A 16,298-nucleotide genomic window follows, 5' to 3' on the forward strand; every position below is an offset into this window, starting at 1 on the left:
TACCGGTATGACCCACGTTATGCCGGTTTGGTTCCCCGGCCAACCTCACGGGGCGCGCCGATCCTCGTCACTCTGGTCGATCGCCGCGGTGAGGGCGTCGCGGAACTCGCGGATCTCCCGATCGGTGAGGGTGAAGGCGGGACCTTCGGGGCCGGCGATCTCCACGGCTCCGGCGCTGACGCTGACCTCGCACACGGCGCGGGTCGCGTAGCTGTCGCTGCAGCTGAGGAGCCACTCACGCTTGACGCCCATGGTCAACCTCATCTTCGCCCCAGGCCGCCGGTATTAGGCTTAACTTTAGAGCTTATTGAGACTAAAGTCGCTCGCCTAAGCGAATGACGGGAGGCAACCAAGTGGGCCAAGCCCGCCAGACCGTGGAGCGCCTCCAACTCGGATTGACCTTGCAACGCCTGAGGACCGACGCGAACAAGACACAAGAAGAGGCAGCGGAGGTCATCGGTCGCAGCGCCGCCCGACTCAGCCAGATCGAGAACGGCAGAGGTGCACTCGGCAACCAGGAACTCTCCTGGCTGCTCGACTTCTACGGCGTGTCGGAAGCCGAGCGCGCAACCCTGCTCGCCCTCGGCAAGGCCAGCAGGCGCAGGCAGCCGCGTCACGGTTACATGGACACGCTGCCGGACGCCTACATCCGCTTCATGGACCTGCTGGCGGCCGCGAGCCGCATCTCCTGGTACGAGTGCGGTGTGATCCCCGGTTTGGCGCAATCGCCGAGCTACGTCAACGGGATCATCCAGGCCGGCAGTTCCATCCGGCCGGACGAGGAGACGGCAGACCGCATCGCCTTCCGCCAAAGCCTCCAGAAGCGGGTGCTCACGTCTGGCAAGGCAGACCAGATCGACATCATCTTCACCGAAGACGCGCTGCTGCACGTGGTCGGCGACGAGTCGGTGATGACCGAACAAGTCCTCCACCTGCTACAACTCGCAGAGCTGCCAGGGGTGAGGATCCGGGTCCTGGGCCTCGACACGCGCAACAATCCGGGTCTTGGTGGCGGCATGGTCTCGCTGACCTATGATTCCGCGAATCCGATCATGTTCACACCTGCGATCTACGGACCGGCAACCTACTACGACCATCCGGCCCACACAGAACGAATGCAGCAGCTCTTCGAGCGCATTGCGGGTCTTGCGTGGAGTCCTGAGGAGAGCAGGGCGGCGTTGATCGCTTTCCTTGCGAGGAGCGCCTAGGTTGGCCGCGTGGATCAAGAGCACTCACAGCTCGAGCGAAAGTGACGCGTGCGTCGAGGTGCTGCACACCGCGGCTCTGGTGTCGGTACGTGACTCGAAGAACCCCGATGGTCCTCGGTTCAGCTTCTCGCCAAGCGCCTGGACCGCGTTCCTAGGCTCGGTCCCGCACCGACCGGATTCGGCCCAGTAGCTCCTCGGCCTTCGCCTGCCCCTGCTCCACCTCGGCCACCTGCCGAGTCACCGCCTGCAGCTCACGCCCCCGCTCACCGGCCTCCATCCGCAACGCCCGGTCGACCTCGCGCAGCTCCGCCTCGATCGCCTCGATGCGCTTCGCGAGGGCCTCGTCCAACGCGAGCGACAGGGCCTGTTCGGCTTCGATGAGCTGCTCCGCGGCCAGTTGGTCCACTGTGGAGCGGGCGTCGGCGATGGCGTCGGACAGCCATTGCTTGACGTGCTGCTTCTCGGCGGTGTGGGTTCTGGTTCTGGCCATCCACCAGCCTGCGCCGAGGCCCAGGGCGATGGTGACCGGGAGGACGATCGGGTTCAGGGCCGCTATGCCCAGGCCGGCCAGGGGCATCACGGCCAGTTTGCCTGCGCCCAGGCCGCCGGAGACGCCCATGAAGACGAGGAGTTTGTCCTCGGCTGTCGGGGGGCGCTTTTCCTTCGGGCGCAGGACGACCGGTGGTTGCTCGCCTCGGGCGAACTGGCCTCGGATCAGGACCAGTTCTTCTGGGGAGAAGAGAGTGGCGAGCACTGCGTCGGTGACCTGCGACAGCCTCACCGACAGGGCTGTGGAGATCCGGGCGGAGACCACCTGCAGGGCTGTGTCCACCTGTTGAGGCAATGCAGCCAGGGCGGTGCGGTCTGCTGCGTCTATGGCCTGGCGGTACCAGGTTTGGAGGTCTCGCATCTGGCGGGAGATCTCGTGCGAGTTCTCGATGCGGGCCCGTTGGACCTCGCCTCGCAGGCGTACCTGCCAGCCACGGGTCGACGAGCGGCGTTCGGTTTGGAGCTCTTCTCTGCGGGCTCGGAGGACGGCTGCCTCGTCCTCGCCCACGGAGAGCGCTCGTTTTTCGTGGTCGAGGCGGACCACCAGTTCGGCTAGGACCGTGGAGAGGGCTCGGAGGGCGTTGGCCTCGGCGAGCATGCCTGCTCGACCCGTCACCAGTTCCTGGAGGGCGGTTTGCAGCGCGGAGATGCCCGAGCGTTCGCGGAGCATGGCGGCCGCGTCCGGGTTGGGGGCCTGGTCGGCCAGGGCGAACATGCGGGACGAGACCGGGTACCAGGTCGCGTCGGCGAATCTCGGGGCGTGCTGGGCCAGGAGGGCCTGGTTGGCTTCCTGGACCTGGCGCCAGCCTCGGTACTGGTCGGTTTTGGTCAGGGCGAAGACCACGGTTTCCACCCGGTCGCCCACTCGCTTGAGGAAGTCGAGCTCGCCGCGGGTGAAGGGGGAGGAGGCGTCCACCACGAAGACCAGGGCGGTGGCCGAGGTGACTGCTTCCAGGGCCAGTTCGCCGTGCACGGACTCAAGGCCGCCGACGCCCGGAGTGTCGACGACGGACATGCGTTCCAGCAGTGGGATCGGGGCGTCGACCTCGACGTAGCGCGGCGGTAGTTCGCCCTCGGGGAGGTCGTGGGCTGCGGAGACCCAGTTGATCAGGGCCGGCAGCGGGAAGCTCACCGGGGCCAGCAGGCCTGGGTAGCAGGCTCGGGCCGCCCAGGACGGGCCGTGCTGGAAGACCAGGTACGTCGAGGTGGCCACGTCGGCGTCCACCGGAGAGAGGCCCGGGGTGGCCAGCAGGGCGTTGACCAGGGACGACTTGCCTCGGTTCGTTTCGCCGACGATCACCACGGACGACACCTCTGGTGCGGCGCGGCGGGTCACCCAGTCGGCCATCGACGGGTCCAGCTCGCGTACGAGAGAGGTGAGGCGTTCGCGGGTTTGGCGGACCGTCTGCGAGAGGTTGCTCATCGGGCCGTGTAGACCGTCACGATCGGTGCGCGCAGCACGCGGCCACGGTCGCAGAAGCCCGGTACCTCGGTCTCGGCGACGAGGCCCTGCAACGACAGGTCGTCCGTCGGGACGGCGCCGCCTGCCTCGTGCACGGACGGGTCGAAGCGCTCGCCGTCGACGCGCAGCGCCGTGACGCCTATGGCCAGAAGGCCTTCCTCGATACGTTCGACCACGCCCGCACTGGCGCGGTCCAGCGCGTACAGGCACAGCTGGACCAGTGCGCGGCGTTCGGCCAGCGCCTGGTCGAGCAGCTCGTCGGCAATGGTCTCCACACCGTTTTCCGACGTCAGATCCGCGGGTTCGGTTCCGTTCACGCTCATCGGTGCCCCCCAGCACGTAGTTGCTGCCAGATGAGGAAATACGCCCGGTGCACGACGTGCGCCACCCGAGCCTGCGCCGGAGTCGCGCCGAAGGAGGCGAACGAACGCCACCAGCCGGCCCTCTCCAGCGCGAACGCCACCAGTTCCGAGCCCGGCCTGCCGACCATGCCCAGCTGCGCGGCGAGATCCGGGGTGCCGCCGACGCGCAGCACCTCCTCCGTCAGGTCCGGAGCCAGGGCGACCGCGCCGGACGAGACCAGCGTCAACGCCTCCAGCAGCCGCAGCTGGTGCGCTTCCGGCCGGGCCAGCAGGACCTCGATGGCGTCGTGCACGCGCTGCCGTTCGCCGGCGTCGCCCGCGGCGAGCGACGTGACCGAGGCCAGCGCGGCGGCCGCCTTGATGCCGTCGGCGCGCGAGCGGAAGACCGCGTCCAGCCGACCGCGCACCGCGGCGAACCCGGAGGCGTCGAACAGCACCCGCCGCAACGCACCGGCGGGCAGCGCGGGCTCGGCGTCCAGCGCCTCCAGCGCGCGGCCGATGCCGTACAGGTCGAGCTTCTCCAGCAACCGGGAGCGCACACCGGCCGCGACGTCGCACTCCCACGACGTGAAGAGGTCGCCGGACATCAGCATCATCGTGCGGGTGTCCGCGTCGAGAGCAGCCAACGCGCGCAAGGCCTCGGCATCGGCCGACGTGAACTCACCCGTCTCCGCGGACTCCGCGAGCAGGCTGATCACCGGCAGCACGTCCGCGACCCGCGGCTTGAGCAGGTCGGCCTGCTTCGCCGCGAGGATCTGCGCGGCCCGCCACACGTCGCCGTCCGCGCCCTCGACCGTCTCCGGCGCCACGGCGTCGACCTTGTTCAACGCGGCGATGGCGTTGACCGGCCCTGCTTCACGGGACGCGGTCGCGGCCGTGAACGCGGCCAGCGTCGAGTGGTCGTCCGCGCGCACTCCCTGCGTCACGACGTAGAGAACGGCCTCGGCGCCCGCGACCGCGTTGCGCGACACGGGATCAAGCAGTTCCTCGGTGCGTGCGACGGAATCCGCGTCCAACGAACCGAGCCCAGGTGTGTCGATGACGGTCATGTCGCGCAGCACCGCGTTGGTCAGATACGCCTCGATGTGTGAAACACCTTGCACGCCAAGAGAAGCGGGGATCATGCCGTTCGCGTCGAACGGCAGCACCTGCCGCCTGCCGTCGCGCAGCACGACTTCGATGCGATCGACCGTGCCGTACTGATAGCGCGTCACGAGCCGTGTGCACTCGCCGATGTCCGTAGGTGCAACACGACGGCCGATCAACGCGTTCACCAACGTCGACTTGCCGGACTTGATCCGACCGGCGACCGCGACCTGCAACGGCGCGTGCAGCCGGCGCAGGACCTCCTGGAAACCCTGGGCTGTCTGCTGGGACACCTGCGGTTGCAGCGCAACGCAGAGATTGGCCACTGCCGCGCACAGCGGACCGGCCAGCTGTTGTCCCTGCAACACCGTCACGAGCACTGATCGTGCCACGGTTTGTGCGCGTGCGTGCGCGGGTAGCCACAGCGCATGGGTGACAGCTACGTGACGTTCCTAGTGCTGGGGATCGTCCTGGTCGTCGTGGACGGCCAGCTGATCTACCACAGCGGCAAGGGATACCTGAGGCGCGCGGCGTACGACGACGAGCAGGCCAGCGGCATGATGAAGCTGACGGCCGTGCTGTTCCACCTCGTCGTGCTCGGCCTGCTCGCGTTGGTGTCGATCATCGAGGTCGACACCGGTGACGCGGTGAAGAACGTGGTCGTGAAGCTCGGCGTGGTGCTGTTGCTGCTGGCACTGGCTCACGGCGCGACCATGGCGATCCTCGCGAGGATCAGGGATCGCCAGATGCAGCAGCAGCTCGCGGACCAGATGGCAGAGGAACACCGGATCTACGAGGAGCGCCAGGAAGAACGCCAGGCGCACATCGGCGAACCGCGACCCGCGCCCAAGATCGAGTCGCCTTACTCACCCAAGTAGTGGGCTCGCACGGCGTTCAGTGCCTCCCCCTCACTGGCGCCGAGTGACCGAGCTACGGCGACGAACTCCGCCGCGGCGGCGGAGAGCGGGTCCGGTGCATGCGAAGGCAGGGCAGCCACCACGGTGCCCTGCCTTCGTCCTGTCGTGAGCACGCCCGTGGTCTCCAGCTCCCGGTACGCCCGCGCGACCGTGCCGGCGGCGAGGCCGAGGTCCGCGGCGAGCTGCCGGATCGTCGGCAATCGCGACCCGACCGGCAGCACGCCACCGGTGATCAGGCGGGCGAGCTGGTCGCGGACCTGGCGCCACGGCGCGACGCCGTTCTCGACGTCGACGACGATTCTCGGAGCTGTCACGGTGCGATCTTCGTCGGCACCGGTTTCGTGTTCGCCATCGCGATCCACGCCAGGATGCCGACGAAACCCCAGAGGCCCAGGACGAGCACACCGGCCATGCCGGCGCCCAGACCGGCGGAGACGTGCACGCTCCTGGTGCGCAACGCCAGGTCGACCGTCTCGTCGCCGGTCGCGGGACGCACCACCGCCGCCCACACGATCACCGCCACCACCAGCACGGACAACGCGAGCCAGCCGACCCGGACCCATTCGCCGTTGACCGCGAGGAACACGGCCATGGCGAGGACGACCACCGGGTAGGAGATCAGCACGCCCTTGGCGGCGATGTCGAACAGGCCGCGCGGGGCGAGGGACGCCACCCGCCGCGACTGCCGGGGAACCCGCAACGCCAGGAGTTCGGCGAGCAGGGTGCCCGCGAGCACGACGACCAGGAGCTGCTTGGTGGAGTCGTCGCCCAGCGGGACGAACCCGACCGCCACGTAGAGCCACGGGTACAGCAGCCGGCGCCGCTTGAGGTAGCGGACGGCGTCCTCGACCTGGGCGTCGGACGGGTCCGGCACCTGCCACTTGCGCAGCAGGCGTGTGCCCGTCGACGCCGTCGGCCACAGCATGATCAGCAGGAAGAGGCCCACACCGGCCAGCACGACCAGCTGGATCCAGAAGTCCCTGTCGAGCACGGCCACCCCCGAGTTTGTATCAACCCCTCGACACAATAACTCACACTGAAGTCGTACGCAGCGTCAACCCGTGGCGCGACGCGCGAAAGTTCGGTCCGCACCTAACCTTGTCCGGTGCGGCGGTTCAGCCTGTGGATGAAGTCACATCCGGCCTTCGGGGACTCCCTGATCGCCGGAATCCTGCTGATCTTCGACATGGGTTTCGCGATCACAGCGGTCGACAAGGGGGTCTCGTTCTCGGCCTACCTCGCGGTGACGGCGCTGATGCTCGGCCCGCTGCCGTTCCGCCGCTACCACCCGCTCGGCACCAGCTACCTGATCCTCGGCGGCGCGTTCCTCCAGCTCTTCACGCACGGCGGCATCAACGGCCTGCCGGTGCGCATGTCCGACTTCGCCCTGGCCATAGCGCTCTACACGCTCGTCGCGTACACGAACCGCAAGACGGCGTTGGTCTACTCGGGCTGGCTGCTCGCGGGCACGCTGCTGTGGGGGATCTTCCAGGTCGGCGAGATCCAGGCCGTGTTCCTCGTGTTCCTGGTCTTCGTGATCTTCGGGTTCAGCTGGGCGATGGGCGAGTTCATCGGCGCCCGCCGCGCCTACCAGCGGGAGATGGAACAACGCCTGGTACTGCTCGAGACCGAGCGCGACCAGCAGGCCAGGATCGCGGTGGGCGAGGAGCGGTCCCGCATCGCCCGCGAGCTGCACGACGTGGTCGCGCACGCGGTGAGCGTGATGATCGTGCACGCCGACGGCGCCGCCTACACGATCAGGACCCAGCCCGAGGTCGCCGAGAACGCGGTCCGCACGATCGCCGACACCGGCCGTCTCGCGCTGACCGAGATGCGCCGCCTGCTCGGTGTGCTGCGCAGCGAGGACGCGGAGACGCAGTGGGCACCGCAGCCGGACGCGCGCGGGGTGGTCGAGCTGGCCGAGAACGCCAGGGCCGCCGGCGTCCCGGTGCGGCTGGAGATCACCGGTGACGTGGACGACCTGCCCGTCGGCGTCGGCCTGAGCATCTACCGGATCGTGCAGGAGGCGCTGACGAACACCATCAAGCACGCCGGCTCGGGGACCACCGCCTTGGTCCGGCTGGCGCGCTCACCGGAGGAACTGCGGCTCGAGGTGACCGACAACGGCTTCGGCACGCCGCACGACGTCGTCAAGGTCTCCGGCGGCAACGGACTGATCGGCATGAGGGAAAGGGCTGCGGTGCTGGGCGGGGAGTTCGAGGCGGGCCCCAACCCCGGCGGGGGCTGGCGCGTGCGCGCGACATTCCCGCTCGCCGCATAGGGTGATCGAGTGATTCGGGTGCTGCTGGTCGACGACCAGGAACTCATGCGCATGGGCTTTCGCATGGTCCTGGGCGCGCAGGAAGACATCGACGTGATCGGCGAGGCGGCCGACGGCCTCGACGCCGTGCAGATGGCCGACAAGCTGCGGCCCGACGTGGTGTTGATGGACGTCCGCATGCCCGTGATGGACGGCGTGGAGGCCACCAAGCGCATCGCCGAGGCGGACTCGGCGAAGGTGCTGGTCATGACGACCTTCGACATGGACGAGTACGCGCTCTCGGCGCTGCGCAACGGCGCCAGCGGCTTCCTGCTGAAGGACACCCCGCCGTCCGACCTGGTGTCGGCACTGCGCGCGGTGGCGTCCGGCGACGCGGTGGTCTCGCCGTCGGTGACGAAGCGGCTGCTCGGCCGGTTCCTCGGCGACGGCGGCGGTGAGCTGCGGGACGCCTCGATGCTCGACGTGCTGACCGAACGCGAGCGCGAGGTGCTCGTGCTGATCGCGAAGGGCCTGTCGAACACCGAGATCGCCCGCAAGCTGTTCCTGTCCGAGGCGACGGTGAAGACGCACGTCGGCCGGATCCTCGCGAAGCTGGAGCTGCGAGACCGGGTGCAGGCCGTGGTGCTCGCCTACGAGACCGGTCTCGTCCGCCCCGGTGACGCCTAGCGGTACTTCTCGGGATCGGCGTCCACCGTCTGCCCGGCCATCCGCGGCTTCACGACGTCGTCCCACCAGTGGCCCCAGTCGGGCTGCGAGCCGTCGAGGTCGGTGAACCCGTACTCGCGCTTGAGCTTCCACGACGACAGGCACTGCCCGGAGAACCTCGCGCGGTCCTTGTCCGCGGCCAGGTGCGCGAGGCCGCGGCCGAGGTAGTGCGGTGTCTCGGACAACGCGTAGTCCGGCACCTTCTCGATCGCGTCACGCCAGTTCGCCTCGGTGACGCCGAAGCCCTCCAGCATCTGCTCGGACCGCAGGAACCCCGGCGTGGCCGCGACCGCCGTCACGTTCGGGTGGTCCTTCAGGTCCTTCGCGAGCACCTCGCCGAACCGCCGCACGGTGTTCTTCACCGCGTCGTACGGGAGGTTCACGAAGTACGCCTCGCCGTCCTCGCCGTCGGTCACCTCGACCACGAGGCCGTCGTCGGACTTCAGCAGGATCGGCATCAGCTTGTGGATGGCGATCAGGTGCGTCTCCACACCGTTGCGCCACATGTGCAACTGCTTGTCGAGGTCGTGCTCCCAGAACTTGCCCCACTCGACGAGGTTCTCGCCGCCCCAGGCGTTGTCGACGAAGATGTCGAGCTTCTCGATGCGCGCCGCGAGAGCGTCCACATCGGACGGATTCGTCAGGTCGCAGCGGACCGCGATCCCCTTGCCACCGGCGGCGTCCACGAGCTCGGCGGTCTCCTCGATCGTCTCCGACCGGCCGATCTCCGACCGCTGCTGCCGCGTGGTCCGGCCGGCGACGAACACCGTCGCTCCCGCCGCCCCCAGTTCGACCGCGATCGCCCGGCCCGCTCCGCGCGTGGCGCCGGTGACGACCGCGACCTTCCCGCTCAGATCCGGATCACTTCTTCTCGACACGTCGAGTTCCCCTTCCCTCGTGCCAGGACAGGACGATCATCCCGTCGCCCTCCACCGTGAGCTGCACGACCTCCGTGACGTCGAACCGGAACAGGTCGATCTCCTCCGGCGCCGGACCCCACCCCGTGCGGTCGAACAGGTCCTTCAGGTAGACGTCCTTGTCCGTCCACACCTCCGCAGTACCGCTGATCTTCGCGTCGCCCGCCTCGGTCATGGACGCCGTCGTCGTCATGCAGTGCAACGCGAACCTCGGATCGCGTTGCAGGTCCTTCGACTTCAGCGAGCCGGGCATCATGCCCGCCCACACGTCGCCGTGCGCGAAGTCCGGTTCCACACCGCTGATGCGCGGCGAGCCGTCCTTGCGCAACGTCGCGAGCAACGCGTGCCGGTCCGCCGCGAACCGGGCCTGCACGAACGCCGCCATGTCGGGCTGTTCCGCCGAGAACTCCGCCCAGCTAGCCATTTCAGCGCATCCCTTCCAGCACCAGATCGATGTCCTCGCTCATGCGCGCCAGCAGGTCACCGCGCGGCCGGACCGACCAGTCCATGGAGATCCCGTAGACCAGCGCGGCGAGGACGCGGGCCGCGTTCGGCGGCAGTTCCTCGGCCGCGCACAGGTTCTCCAGCTCGTCTTCCAGCGCCGCGTAGTGCTTCGCCAGCAACGCGCGCAGGTCCGGGTCGATCAGGTCGACCCCGAGCTGCGCCAGGTTGTTCGTCGCGACCACGGGATCCGCGAGCCGGTCGAACCACATCATCAGCGCGGCCCGGACGCTGCCCGCCTCGCGCATCCGTCGCACGACCTCGTCGGTGCCCGCTTTCGTGAGCGCCTGCAGCAGCCCGCTCTTCGACCCGAACCGCTTCGCCACCGCGCCCACCGAGACCCCAGCCTCCGCCGCCACGTCCGCGACGGTGAACTCCGGTCCGCGCCGGTCGATGACGGCCGCGACGGCGTTCAGGATCCGTTCGTCGGTGATGGTGCGAGGTCGTGCCACCCGGTTAGTGAACCACAATTCACTAACCTTCGCCTAGGGTGGTGTCACGTGACCTGGAGACCTCGGCTCGTAGCGCTGGACATCGACGGAACCCTGACCGGAGTCGGCTCGAACGACGTCCCACCTGCCGTGAAAGCGGCCATCACGCGTGCCGCCGAACACGGCGCCCACGTGGTGCTGTGCACCGGCCGCAGCCTGATCGGCATCACGGAGATCGCGCCGCAGCTGCCCGTGTCGCTGGCGCTCTGCTCCAACGGTGCCGTGTGGTGGGACCCGGCTCTCGGCGAGGTGACCAAGCGAGTGACGTTCGACCCCGGCCCGACGATCAAGGCGCTGCAGGCGTTGCTGCCGGGCGCGGTGTTCGCCACCGAGCGGACCGGCGTGGGCAACCTGTCGCTCGGTGAGTTCCTGCCCGGCGACCTGTGGGGCGAGACGAGGCAGGCGACGTTCGAGGAGATGGCGGTGCCGACCTCGCGGCTCGTCATGCGGTGGCTCGACCGCACTCCGGCGGAGCTGTCGTTCGCGGTGAAGGACCTGGAACTGCCGGGCGTCGAGTGGTCCGTCGACCACACCGAGGCGTGGCTGACCGCGGTGCCGCCGAACGTCTCGAAGGGTACGGCGCTGGACGAGCTCTGCGCGTCGCTCGGCATCAGGCCCGCGGACGCGCTCGCGATCGGCGACGGGTCGAACGACGTCGAGATGCTGACGTGGGCCGGGCGCGGGGTCGCGATGGGACAGGCGCCGGCGCACGTCCAGGCGGTCGCGGACGAGGTGGCGCCGACCGTGCTGGAGGACGGCGCCGCCCGGGTGTTGAACCGGTACTTCCCCGGCTAGTCGGAGACGTTCTGCACGGCGACGACCTTGTCGACCTTCACCCGCACGACCATCTCGCCGGGCACCCCGTTGCGCTCGGCGTACTCGTCGGCGCGGTCGTCGCCCATGTAGCGCGCGGCCGTGCGGCCCGCCCAGTACTTGAGCTGTTCCGGGTCCTCGTCCACCACGGCCTGGCCGGTGATGGTCACGAAGTCGAAGGGCGGCAGCTCGTTGTCGAAGCACAGGGCCACCCGGCCGTCGCGCAGGATCGACTTGCCCTTGACCGTCTCCCGGGCGGTCAGGAAGACGACGTCGGGACCGTCGAGGTCCACCCAGACCGGCGCGACGTGCGGTGATCCGTCCTTGCGGGTGACCGCGAGCTTGCCGGTGCGGGCGGGCTTGGCCAGGACGAACTCGCGCCACCAGCCGTCCGGGGCTTCCGTGTATCCCATGTGGCTCATTCAACTACGACGGAGGTAGCGCCACCTGACGACGGAAGTTGACGCACGCGCAGACCGCAGGCCGATGTGAGAGGACCCCTCGGGACGGGAAGGTAATCCCATCACCGAGAGGGGACAGAAATGATCGAGGCAATCGGCCTCACCAAGAGATACGGCAGGACGGTCGCGGTCGACGACCTGTCGTTCACCGTCCAACCTGGACGGGTGACCGGATTCCTCGGTCCGAACGGCGCGGGCAAGTCCACCACCATGCGGATGATCCTGGGGCTCGACCGTCCGACGGCAGGCCGCGTGCTGATCGACGGCAAGCCCTACACCGAGCTCAAGCGTCCACTCCAGACGGTCGGCGCGCTGCTCGACGCCAAGTGGGTGCACCCCAACCGGTCCGCCCGCGCCCACCTCAGGTGGCTCGCGGTGTCCAACGGCCTGCCGAAGACCCGCGTCGACGCGGTGCTCGAGGCCGTCGGCCTCACCCAGGTCGCGGGCAAGAACGCCGGCGGGTTCTCGCTCGGCATGTCGCAGCGGCTGGGGATCGCCGCGGCACTGCTGGGTGACCCGAAGGTGTTGCTCTTCGACGAGCCGGTGAACGGCCTGGACCCCGAGGGCATCCTCTGGATCCGCACGTTCATGCAGAACCTCGCCGCCGAGGGCCGCACGGTCCTGGTGTCGAGCCACCTGCTGTCGGAGATGGCGCTGACGGCCAGCGAGCTCGTGGTGATCGGCCGGGGGAGGCTGATCACGCAGAGCAGCACGCAGGAGTTCATCGACCGCTCGACGGGTAACACCGTCCTCGTGCGCAGTCCTCAGCTGTTCAAGCTCGGCCCGTTGCTCGTCGACAAGGGCTTCACGGTTCGTGACGGTGCGGACGGCGCGTTGTCCGTATCGGGTGCCACCAGTGACCAGATCGGGGACATCGCCGCTGCCAACGGTGTCGTCCTGCACGAGCTGAGCCCCCAGCGCGGTTCGCTCGAAGAGGCGTTCATGCAGCTGACCGGCGATGCTGTCGAGTACCACGCAGAGATCGGGAAGTGAGTCTGATGACCCTGTTGGCAGTTGAGAGAATCAAGCTCTTCTCGACCCGCTCGCCGTACTGGTGCAGCGCGCTCGCCCTGGTCCTCGGCGTCGGGCTCACCGCGATCATCGCGGGCACCACCGACAACGGCCAGGTGTCCCTCGGCGTCACGCAGTTCGGCAGCAGCCAGCTCGCGCTGTCCGTCGTGCTGGTGATGGCGGCCCTCGCGGTCACGACCGAGTACCGCTTCAGCACGATCCGCGCCACGTTCCTCGCGGTGCCGAACCGGACGTCCGCGCTGGTCGCGAAGACCGTCGTGGTGGCGTTCATCGCCGCACTGCTCGGCGAGATCATCGCGTTCGGCTCGGTGGGCATCGCGAAGGTGCTCTCGCCCGCCTCGGACCTCGCGATCAACACGAGCGGCGAGTGGCGGCACGTGGCGGGCGTCGGCCTGCTCTACGGCATCGGCGCGATCATCGCGATCGCGGTCGGCATCCTGGTCCGCCAGACCGCCGGCGCCGTCGCGATCCTGCTGGTCTGGAACATGCTGCTGGAAGGCCTGATCGGGATCATCCCGAAGGTCGGCGTCAAGATCCAGGCGTGGCTGCCCTTCATGAACGCCAACCACTTCCTGCAGCTCGGCGGCGACAACATGGCCGAGCAGGCGGGTGCGGGTGTCGACTTCAAGCTGAGCCAGTGGGGTTCGCTCGGCTACTTCGCCGGGATCGCGGTCGCGCTCCTGGTGGTCGCCCTGATCGTCGCGAAGCGGCGGGACGCGTGACCTGTTCCGAATAAGGGGGAGAGGGACCTGGGTCATCCGTCGGGGGGTGACCCAGGTCCCTGTCAGTTCTCGCGAGCGAACCGGGAGACGTCATGATCGAAGCAGTGCGGTTGCAGAAGCACTACGGCAAGACCAAGGCCGTCGACGACCTGTCGTTCACCGTCCGGCCGGGCCGCGTCACGGGCTTCCTCGGCCCGAACGGCGCCGGCAAGTCCACGACCATGCGGATGATCCTCGGCCTCGACACCCCCACCGGCGGTGACGTCAGGATCGACGGGCAGCACTACGCCCAGCTCAAGCAGCCGTTGCGCAAGATCGGCGCGCTGCTCGACGCGAAGTGGGTGCACCCCAACCGGTCCGCTCGCTCGCACCTCAAGTGGCTCGCGGTCTCGAACAAGATCCCGGTCAGCCGCGTCCAGGAGGTGCTGGAGGTCGTCGGCCTGACCGAGGTCGCGCACAAGAACGCCGGTGGCTTCTCGCTCGGCATGTCGCAGCGGCTCGGCATCGCGGGCGCGCTGCTCGGCGACCCCGAGGTGCTGCTGTTCGACGAGCCGGTCAACGGCCTCGACCCCGAGGGCATCCTGTGGATCCGGCAGTTCATGCACCGGCTGGCGGGCGAGGGCCGCACGGTGTTCGTGTCGAGCCACCTGCTGTCGGAGATGTCGCAGACCGCGCAGGACCTCATCGTCATCGGCCGCGGTCAGCTGATCGCGCAGACGACCACCGAGCAGTTCATCGCGGACGCCACCCAGGACACCGTCCGGGTGCGGTCACCGCACGCCGCGAAGCTGCGCGAGATCCTCGCCGCGCACGCGACGGTCACGGACGACTCGGCGAGCGGGTCGCTGGTGGTGCACGGGATCCCGGCCCAGCAGATCGGCGAGCTCGCGGCGGAGCACCAGATCGTGCTGCACGAGCTCAGCCCCCAGCGCGGTTCGCTGGAGGAGGCCTTCATGCAGCTCACCAAGGAGTCGGTGGAGTACCAGGCTCACTGACCACGGGCTTGGGGCGCCGCGACCTGATGGCGGGCAACGCGATCAGCAGCCCGGTCATCACCGCGGTGCCGCCCGTGACGCCGGCGACGAACGGCAGCCGGTCGGACAGGTCGACCGGCTGCTCCTGGCTCTTCGCGGCGACGGCCGCGGTCGGCTGCGTCGTGGTGGTGGGCTTCGGCGGAGGCAGCAGCGGGTTGCGCTCCACCGGCGGGAGCTGCGCGGTGAGCGCGCCCATCGGGTTGACCATGCCGAAGCCCGTGGTCTTGTCCCTGCCGGGCTCGGCGAGGTCGGTGGCGGTCTTGATCAACGCGTTGACGACGTCCTTGGCCGGCCAGTCCGGGTGCTTCGCGCGCACCAGCGCGGCGACGCCGGAGACGATCGCCGACGCGGCACTCGTGCCGTCCATCTCGGCGTACCCGCTCGCGTAGACGCTCTCCGGCGCGACCGTCACGATGCCGACCGCCGGTGCCGCGAGCACCGTGTCCGCGCCGACGTTCGACGACGCCCACGGCTTGCCGTCCTTGGTCGTGCCGGCCACCGCGACCACGCCGTTGATGTTCGCGGGCGCGGAGACCTCCTTGCCGTCGTTGCCCGTGGCGGCGACGAGCACGACGTCCTTCTCGATCGCGTAATTAACAGCTTTCACGAGCGTCGGCGTCATGGAACTGGAGAAGCCGAGGGACATGTTGATGACCTTGGCGCCGTGGTCCGCGGCCCACCGGATGCTGTCGGAGACGACGTCGAGCCCGAACTGCTCCTTCTCGTCGGCGCTCGCGATCGGCAGGATCTTGGCGCCGGGCGCGATGCCGAGCGCGCCGCCACCTCGTCCGGTCGCGGCGATGATCCCGGCCATCCCGGTGCCGTGCCCGTCGGCGTCCGTCGTGCCGTCGGTGCCCTTCGACCTGCCGAAACCCGTCCCCGGCAGGACCTGGCCGGCGAGGTCGGGGTGCTTCGCGTCGACGCCGGAGTCGATCACCGCGACCACCACGCCGTCCCCGCGCGCTTGGGCCTGCGCCGAGTAGATGTCGAGCGCGTCGAGGTGCCACTCCTGCTCCTCGATCGTCTGCGCGGCGAGCAGCAACGGCAGCGCGACGGCGAGCGCGGGGAGCAGGGGCACGTCAGCTACATCGTGTTTCCAACTCACAACGCAACGTGCGCGGCGTCACAGGTTGCGTAAGAGAGCTGTTAACAACCGATAAAAACCGTCATTTTGGACATCATCGACGTTTGGCTTCACGTTCAATGGGGTTATCCCCGCCGCGGAGGTGGCCAGTGGTCCGTGTGGAAGCAATGCTCGGCCTCGAGTGGTCCAGTGCTCTCGAAGCTCCCAACCCTTCCGAAATCGCCCTCACCCCAGCCGACGCCCGCCGTTCCTGGGTGAACCGCGCTCCCGAGGACGAGGTCCTGACGATGTACCGCTCCGTGCGGGACGTCGAGAACGCCCCCGCGCCGTGGTGGCTGCGGGCGCTCGAACGGGGCCGCCTGGGCTCCCGTGCCGAAGGTCACGCCGTCGAGGACGCGGTGAGCGAGCTGCTCGTCTCCCGTCCCGGCTGGGTGTTCGTGCCCTGGGTCGACCTCGGCGAGGTCGGGTACTGGGAGTACGTGCCGTCCGAAAGCGGTGTCTACGGTCCCGCCACCCCCACGACCGTGCAGTTCACGGACGCGCACCGCGGGTTCGTGCACCTCGTTCCCGCCCACCGCGGGGCCGGCAAGCCCGAGGTCATCGAGTTCACCGTCGCTGAGCTGCGTGCTCAGATCGAGGACATCGAACTCATTGCCTAGAATGACCGGTCGTG

General features: G+C 68.8%; 21 protein-coding genes. 10 read left to right on the forward strand and 11 right to left on the reverse strand.

The features are described 5' to 3' along the window. Positions 1-45: 45 nt before the first annotated feature. Positions 46-252, reverse strand: coding sequence for a hypothetical protein (locus tag ABZX02_RS13205; protein WP_355297822.1), 207 nt, complete (start codon positions 250-252; stop codon positions 46-48). A gap of 83 nt (positions 253-335) precedes the next feature. On the opposite strand from ABZX02_RS13205, the gene ABZX02_RS13210 reads away from it, so the two are divergent. After that, a complete protein-coding gene (locus ABZX02_RS13210) occupies positions 336-1,208 on the forward strand; it encodes a helix-turn-helix transcriptional regulator (RefSeq protein WP_355297824.1) in 873 nt (290 codons plus the stop codon). A 58-nt stretch (positions 1,209-1,266) separates the two neighbouring features. Next, positions 1,267-1,398, forward strand: coding sequence for a DUF397 domain-containing protein (locus tag ABZX02_RS13215; RefSeq protein WP_355298395.1), 132 nt, complete (start codon positions 1,267-1,269; stop codon positions 1,396-1,398). Here ABZX02_RS13215 and ABZX02_RS13220 read toward each other — a convergent pair. From ABZX02_RS13220 to ABZX02_RS13230, 3 genes are read right to left on the reverse strand one after another with little or no spacing between them, the layout of a single operon-like run. Further along, a complete protein-coding gene (locus ABZX02_RS13220) occupies positions 1,360-3,180 on the reverse strand; it encodes a dynamin family protein (protein WP_355297826.1) in 1,821 nt (606 codons plus the stop codon). The two genes, ABZX02_RS13215 and ABZX02_RS13220, sit on opposite strands and share 39 nt — an antisense overlap. Further along, a complete protein-coding gene (grpE, locus tag ABZX02_RS13225) occupies positions 3,177-3,542 on the reverse strand; it encodes a nucleotide exchange factor GrpE (protein WP_355297828.1) in 366 nt (121 codons plus the stop codon). Before grpE ends, ABZX02_RS13220 begins: the two co-directional genes overlap by 4 nt. Then, positions 3,539-5,041 (reverse strand): dynamin family protein, encoded by a 1,503-nt coding sequence (locus tag ABZX02_RS13230; protein ID WP_355297830.1) that lies wholly within the window; start codon positions 5,039-5,041, stop codon positions 3,539-3,541. The genes grpE and ABZX02_RS13230 overlap by 4 nt, the downstream gene beginning before the upstream one ends. A gap of 54 nt (positions 5,042-5,095) precedes the next feature. On the opposite strand from ABZX02_RS13230, the gene ABZX02_RS13235 reads away from it, so the two are divergent. Further along, on the forward strand, positions 5,096-5,545 hold the full coding sequence (locus ABZX02_RS13235; protein WP_355297831.1) for a hypothetical protein: 450 nt from the start codon (positions 5,096-5,098) through the stop codon (positions 5,543-5,545). Here the strand turns inward: ABZX02_RS13235 and ABZX02_RS13240 are convergent. Together ABZX02_RS13240 and ABZX02_RS13245 are read right to left on the reverse strand one after the other, a co-directional pair. Then, a complete protein-coding gene (locus ABZX02_RS13240) occupies positions 5,530-5,898 on the reverse strand; it encodes a GntR family transcriptional regulator (RefSeq protein ID WP_355297833.1) in 369 nt (122 codons plus the stop codon). The two genes, ABZX02_RS13235 and ABZX02_RS13240, sit on opposite strands and share 16 nt — an antisense overlap. Next, positions 5,895-6,581 (reverse strand): hypothetical protein, encoded by a 687-nt coding sequence (locus ABZX02_RS13245; protein WP_355297835.1) that lies wholly within the window; start codon positions 6,579-6,581, stop codon positions 5,895-5,897. The genes ABZX02_RS13240 and ABZX02_RS13245 overlap by 4 nt, the downstream gene beginning before the upstream one ends. A gap of 108 nt (positions 6,582-6,689) precedes the next feature. On the opposite strand from ABZX02_RS13245, the gene ABZX02_RS13250 reads away from it, so the two are divergent. Together ABZX02_RS13250 and ABZX02_RS13255 are read left to right on the forward strand one after the other, a co-directional pair. Beyond that, positions 6,690-7,865: a sensor histidine kinase gene (locus ABZX02_RS13250; RefSeq protein ID WP_355297837.1), complete on the forward strand. Its 1,176-nt coding sequence runs from the start codon at positions 6,690-6,692 to the stop codon at positions 7,863-7,865. 9 nt (positions 7,866-7,874) lie between these two features. Next, entirely contained in the window at positions 7,875-8,531 is a 657-nt protein-coding gene (locus ABZX02_RS13255) for a response regulator transcription factor (protein WP_355297838.1), read from the forward strand. On the opposite strand, the gene ABZX02_RS13260 is transcribed toward ABZX02_RS13255, so the two are convergent. Genes ABZX02_RS13260 through ABZX02_RS13270 form a run of 3 tightly spaced genes read right to left on the reverse strand, consistent with a single transcriptional unit; the run spans position 8,528 to position 10,440 of the window. Beyond that, positions 8,528-9,448, reverse strand: a complete 921-nt coding sequence (locus ABZX02_RS13260) for an SDR family oxidoreductase (RefSeq protein ID WP_355297840.1) — start codon at positions 9,446-9,448, stop codon at positions 8,528-8,530. The two genes, ABZX02_RS13255 and ABZX02_RS13260, sit on opposite strands and share 4 nt — an antisense overlap. Then, positions 9,432-9,911, reverse strand: a complete 480-nt coding sequence (locus tag ABZX02_RS13265; RefSeq protein WP_355297842.1) for a pyridoxamine 5'-phosphate oxidase family protein — start codon at positions 9,909-9,911, stop codon at positions 9,432-9,434. The genes ABZX02_RS13260 and ABZX02_RS13265 overlap by 17 nt, the downstream gene beginning before the upstream one ends. A 1-nt stretch (position 9,912) precedes the next feature. Continuing rightward, positions 9,913-10,440, reverse strand: a complete 528-nt coding sequence (locus ABZX02_RS13270) for a TetR/AcrR family transcriptional regulator (RefSeq protein ID WP_355297844.1) — start codon at positions 10,438-10,440, stop codon at positions 9,913-9,915. Positions 10,441-10,488: 48 nt separating this feature from the next. Between ABZX02_RS13270 and ABZX02_RS13275 the strand changes: the two genes are divergently transcribed. Next, entirely contained in the window at positions 10,489-11,274 is a 786-nt protein-coding gene (locus ABZX02_RS13275; RefSeq protein ID WP_355297845.1) for an HAD family hydrolase, read from the forward strand. On the opposite strand, the gene ABZX02_RS13280 is transcribed toward ABZX02_RS13275, so the two are convergent. Further along, entirely contained in the window at positions 11,271-11,705 is a 435-nt protein-coding gene (locus tag ABZX02_RS13280) for a PPOX class F420-dependent oxidoreductase (protein WP_355297846.1), read from the reverse strand. The genes ABZX02_RS13275 and ABZX02_RS13280 overlap by 4 nt on opposite strands. A 129-nt stretch (positions 11,706-11,834) precedes the next feature. Between ABZX02_RS13280 and ABZX02_RS13285 the strand changes: the two genes are divergently transcribed. The 3 genes from ABZX02_RS13285 (at position 11,835) to ABZX02_RS13295 (ending at position 14,502) form a co-directional block, all read left to right on the forward strand. Further along, entirely contained in the window at positions 11,835-12,746 is a 912-nt protein-coding gene (locus ABZX02_RS13285) for an ATP-binding cassette domain-containing protein (protein ID WP_355297848.1), read from the forward strand. Positions 12,747-12,751: 5 nt separating this feature from the next. Continuing rightward, the gene (locus ABZX02_RS13290; RefSeq protein ID WP_355297850.1) at positions 12,752-13,507 is read left to right on the forward strand and encodes a hypothetical protein; all 756 of its coding nucleotides are present in this window, start codon (positions 12,752-12,754) and stop codon (positions 13,505-13,507) included. Between the two features lie 92 nt (positions 13,508-13,599). Then, complete coding sequence (locus tag ABZX02_RS13295; protein ID WP_355297852.1) at positions 13,600-14,502, forward strand: ABC transporter ATP-binding protein; 903 nt, start codon at positions 13,600-13,602, stop codon at positions 14,500-14,502. Here ABZX02_RS13295 and mycP read toward each other — a convergent pair. After that, positions 14,468-15,619, reverse strand: coding sequence for a type VII secretion-associated serine protease mycosin (gene mycP, locus ABZX02_RS13300; protein WP_355297854.1), 1,152 nt, complete (start codon positions 15,617-15,619; stop codon positions 14,468-14,470). The two genes, ABZX02_RS13295 and mycP, sit on opposite strands and share 35 nt — an antisense overlap. Before the next feature lie 260 nt (positions 15,620-15,879). Here mycP and ABZX02_RS13305 point away from each other — a divergent pair, with 260 nt between their 5' ends. After that, on the forward strand, positions 15,880-16,284 hold the full coding sequence (locus ABZX02_RS13305) for a hypothetical protein (protein WP_355297856.1): 405 nt from the start codon (positions 15,880-15,882) through the stop codon (positions 16,282-16,284). Positions 16,285-16,298: the final 14 nt, after the last annotated feature.

Origin of the sequence: Lentzea sp. NPDC003310 (assembly GCF_040610935.1) — a bacterium.
In the GTDB taxonomy this organism is placed as follows: Bacteria; Actinomycetota; Actinomycetes; order Mycobacteriales; family Pseudonocardiaceae; genus Lentzea.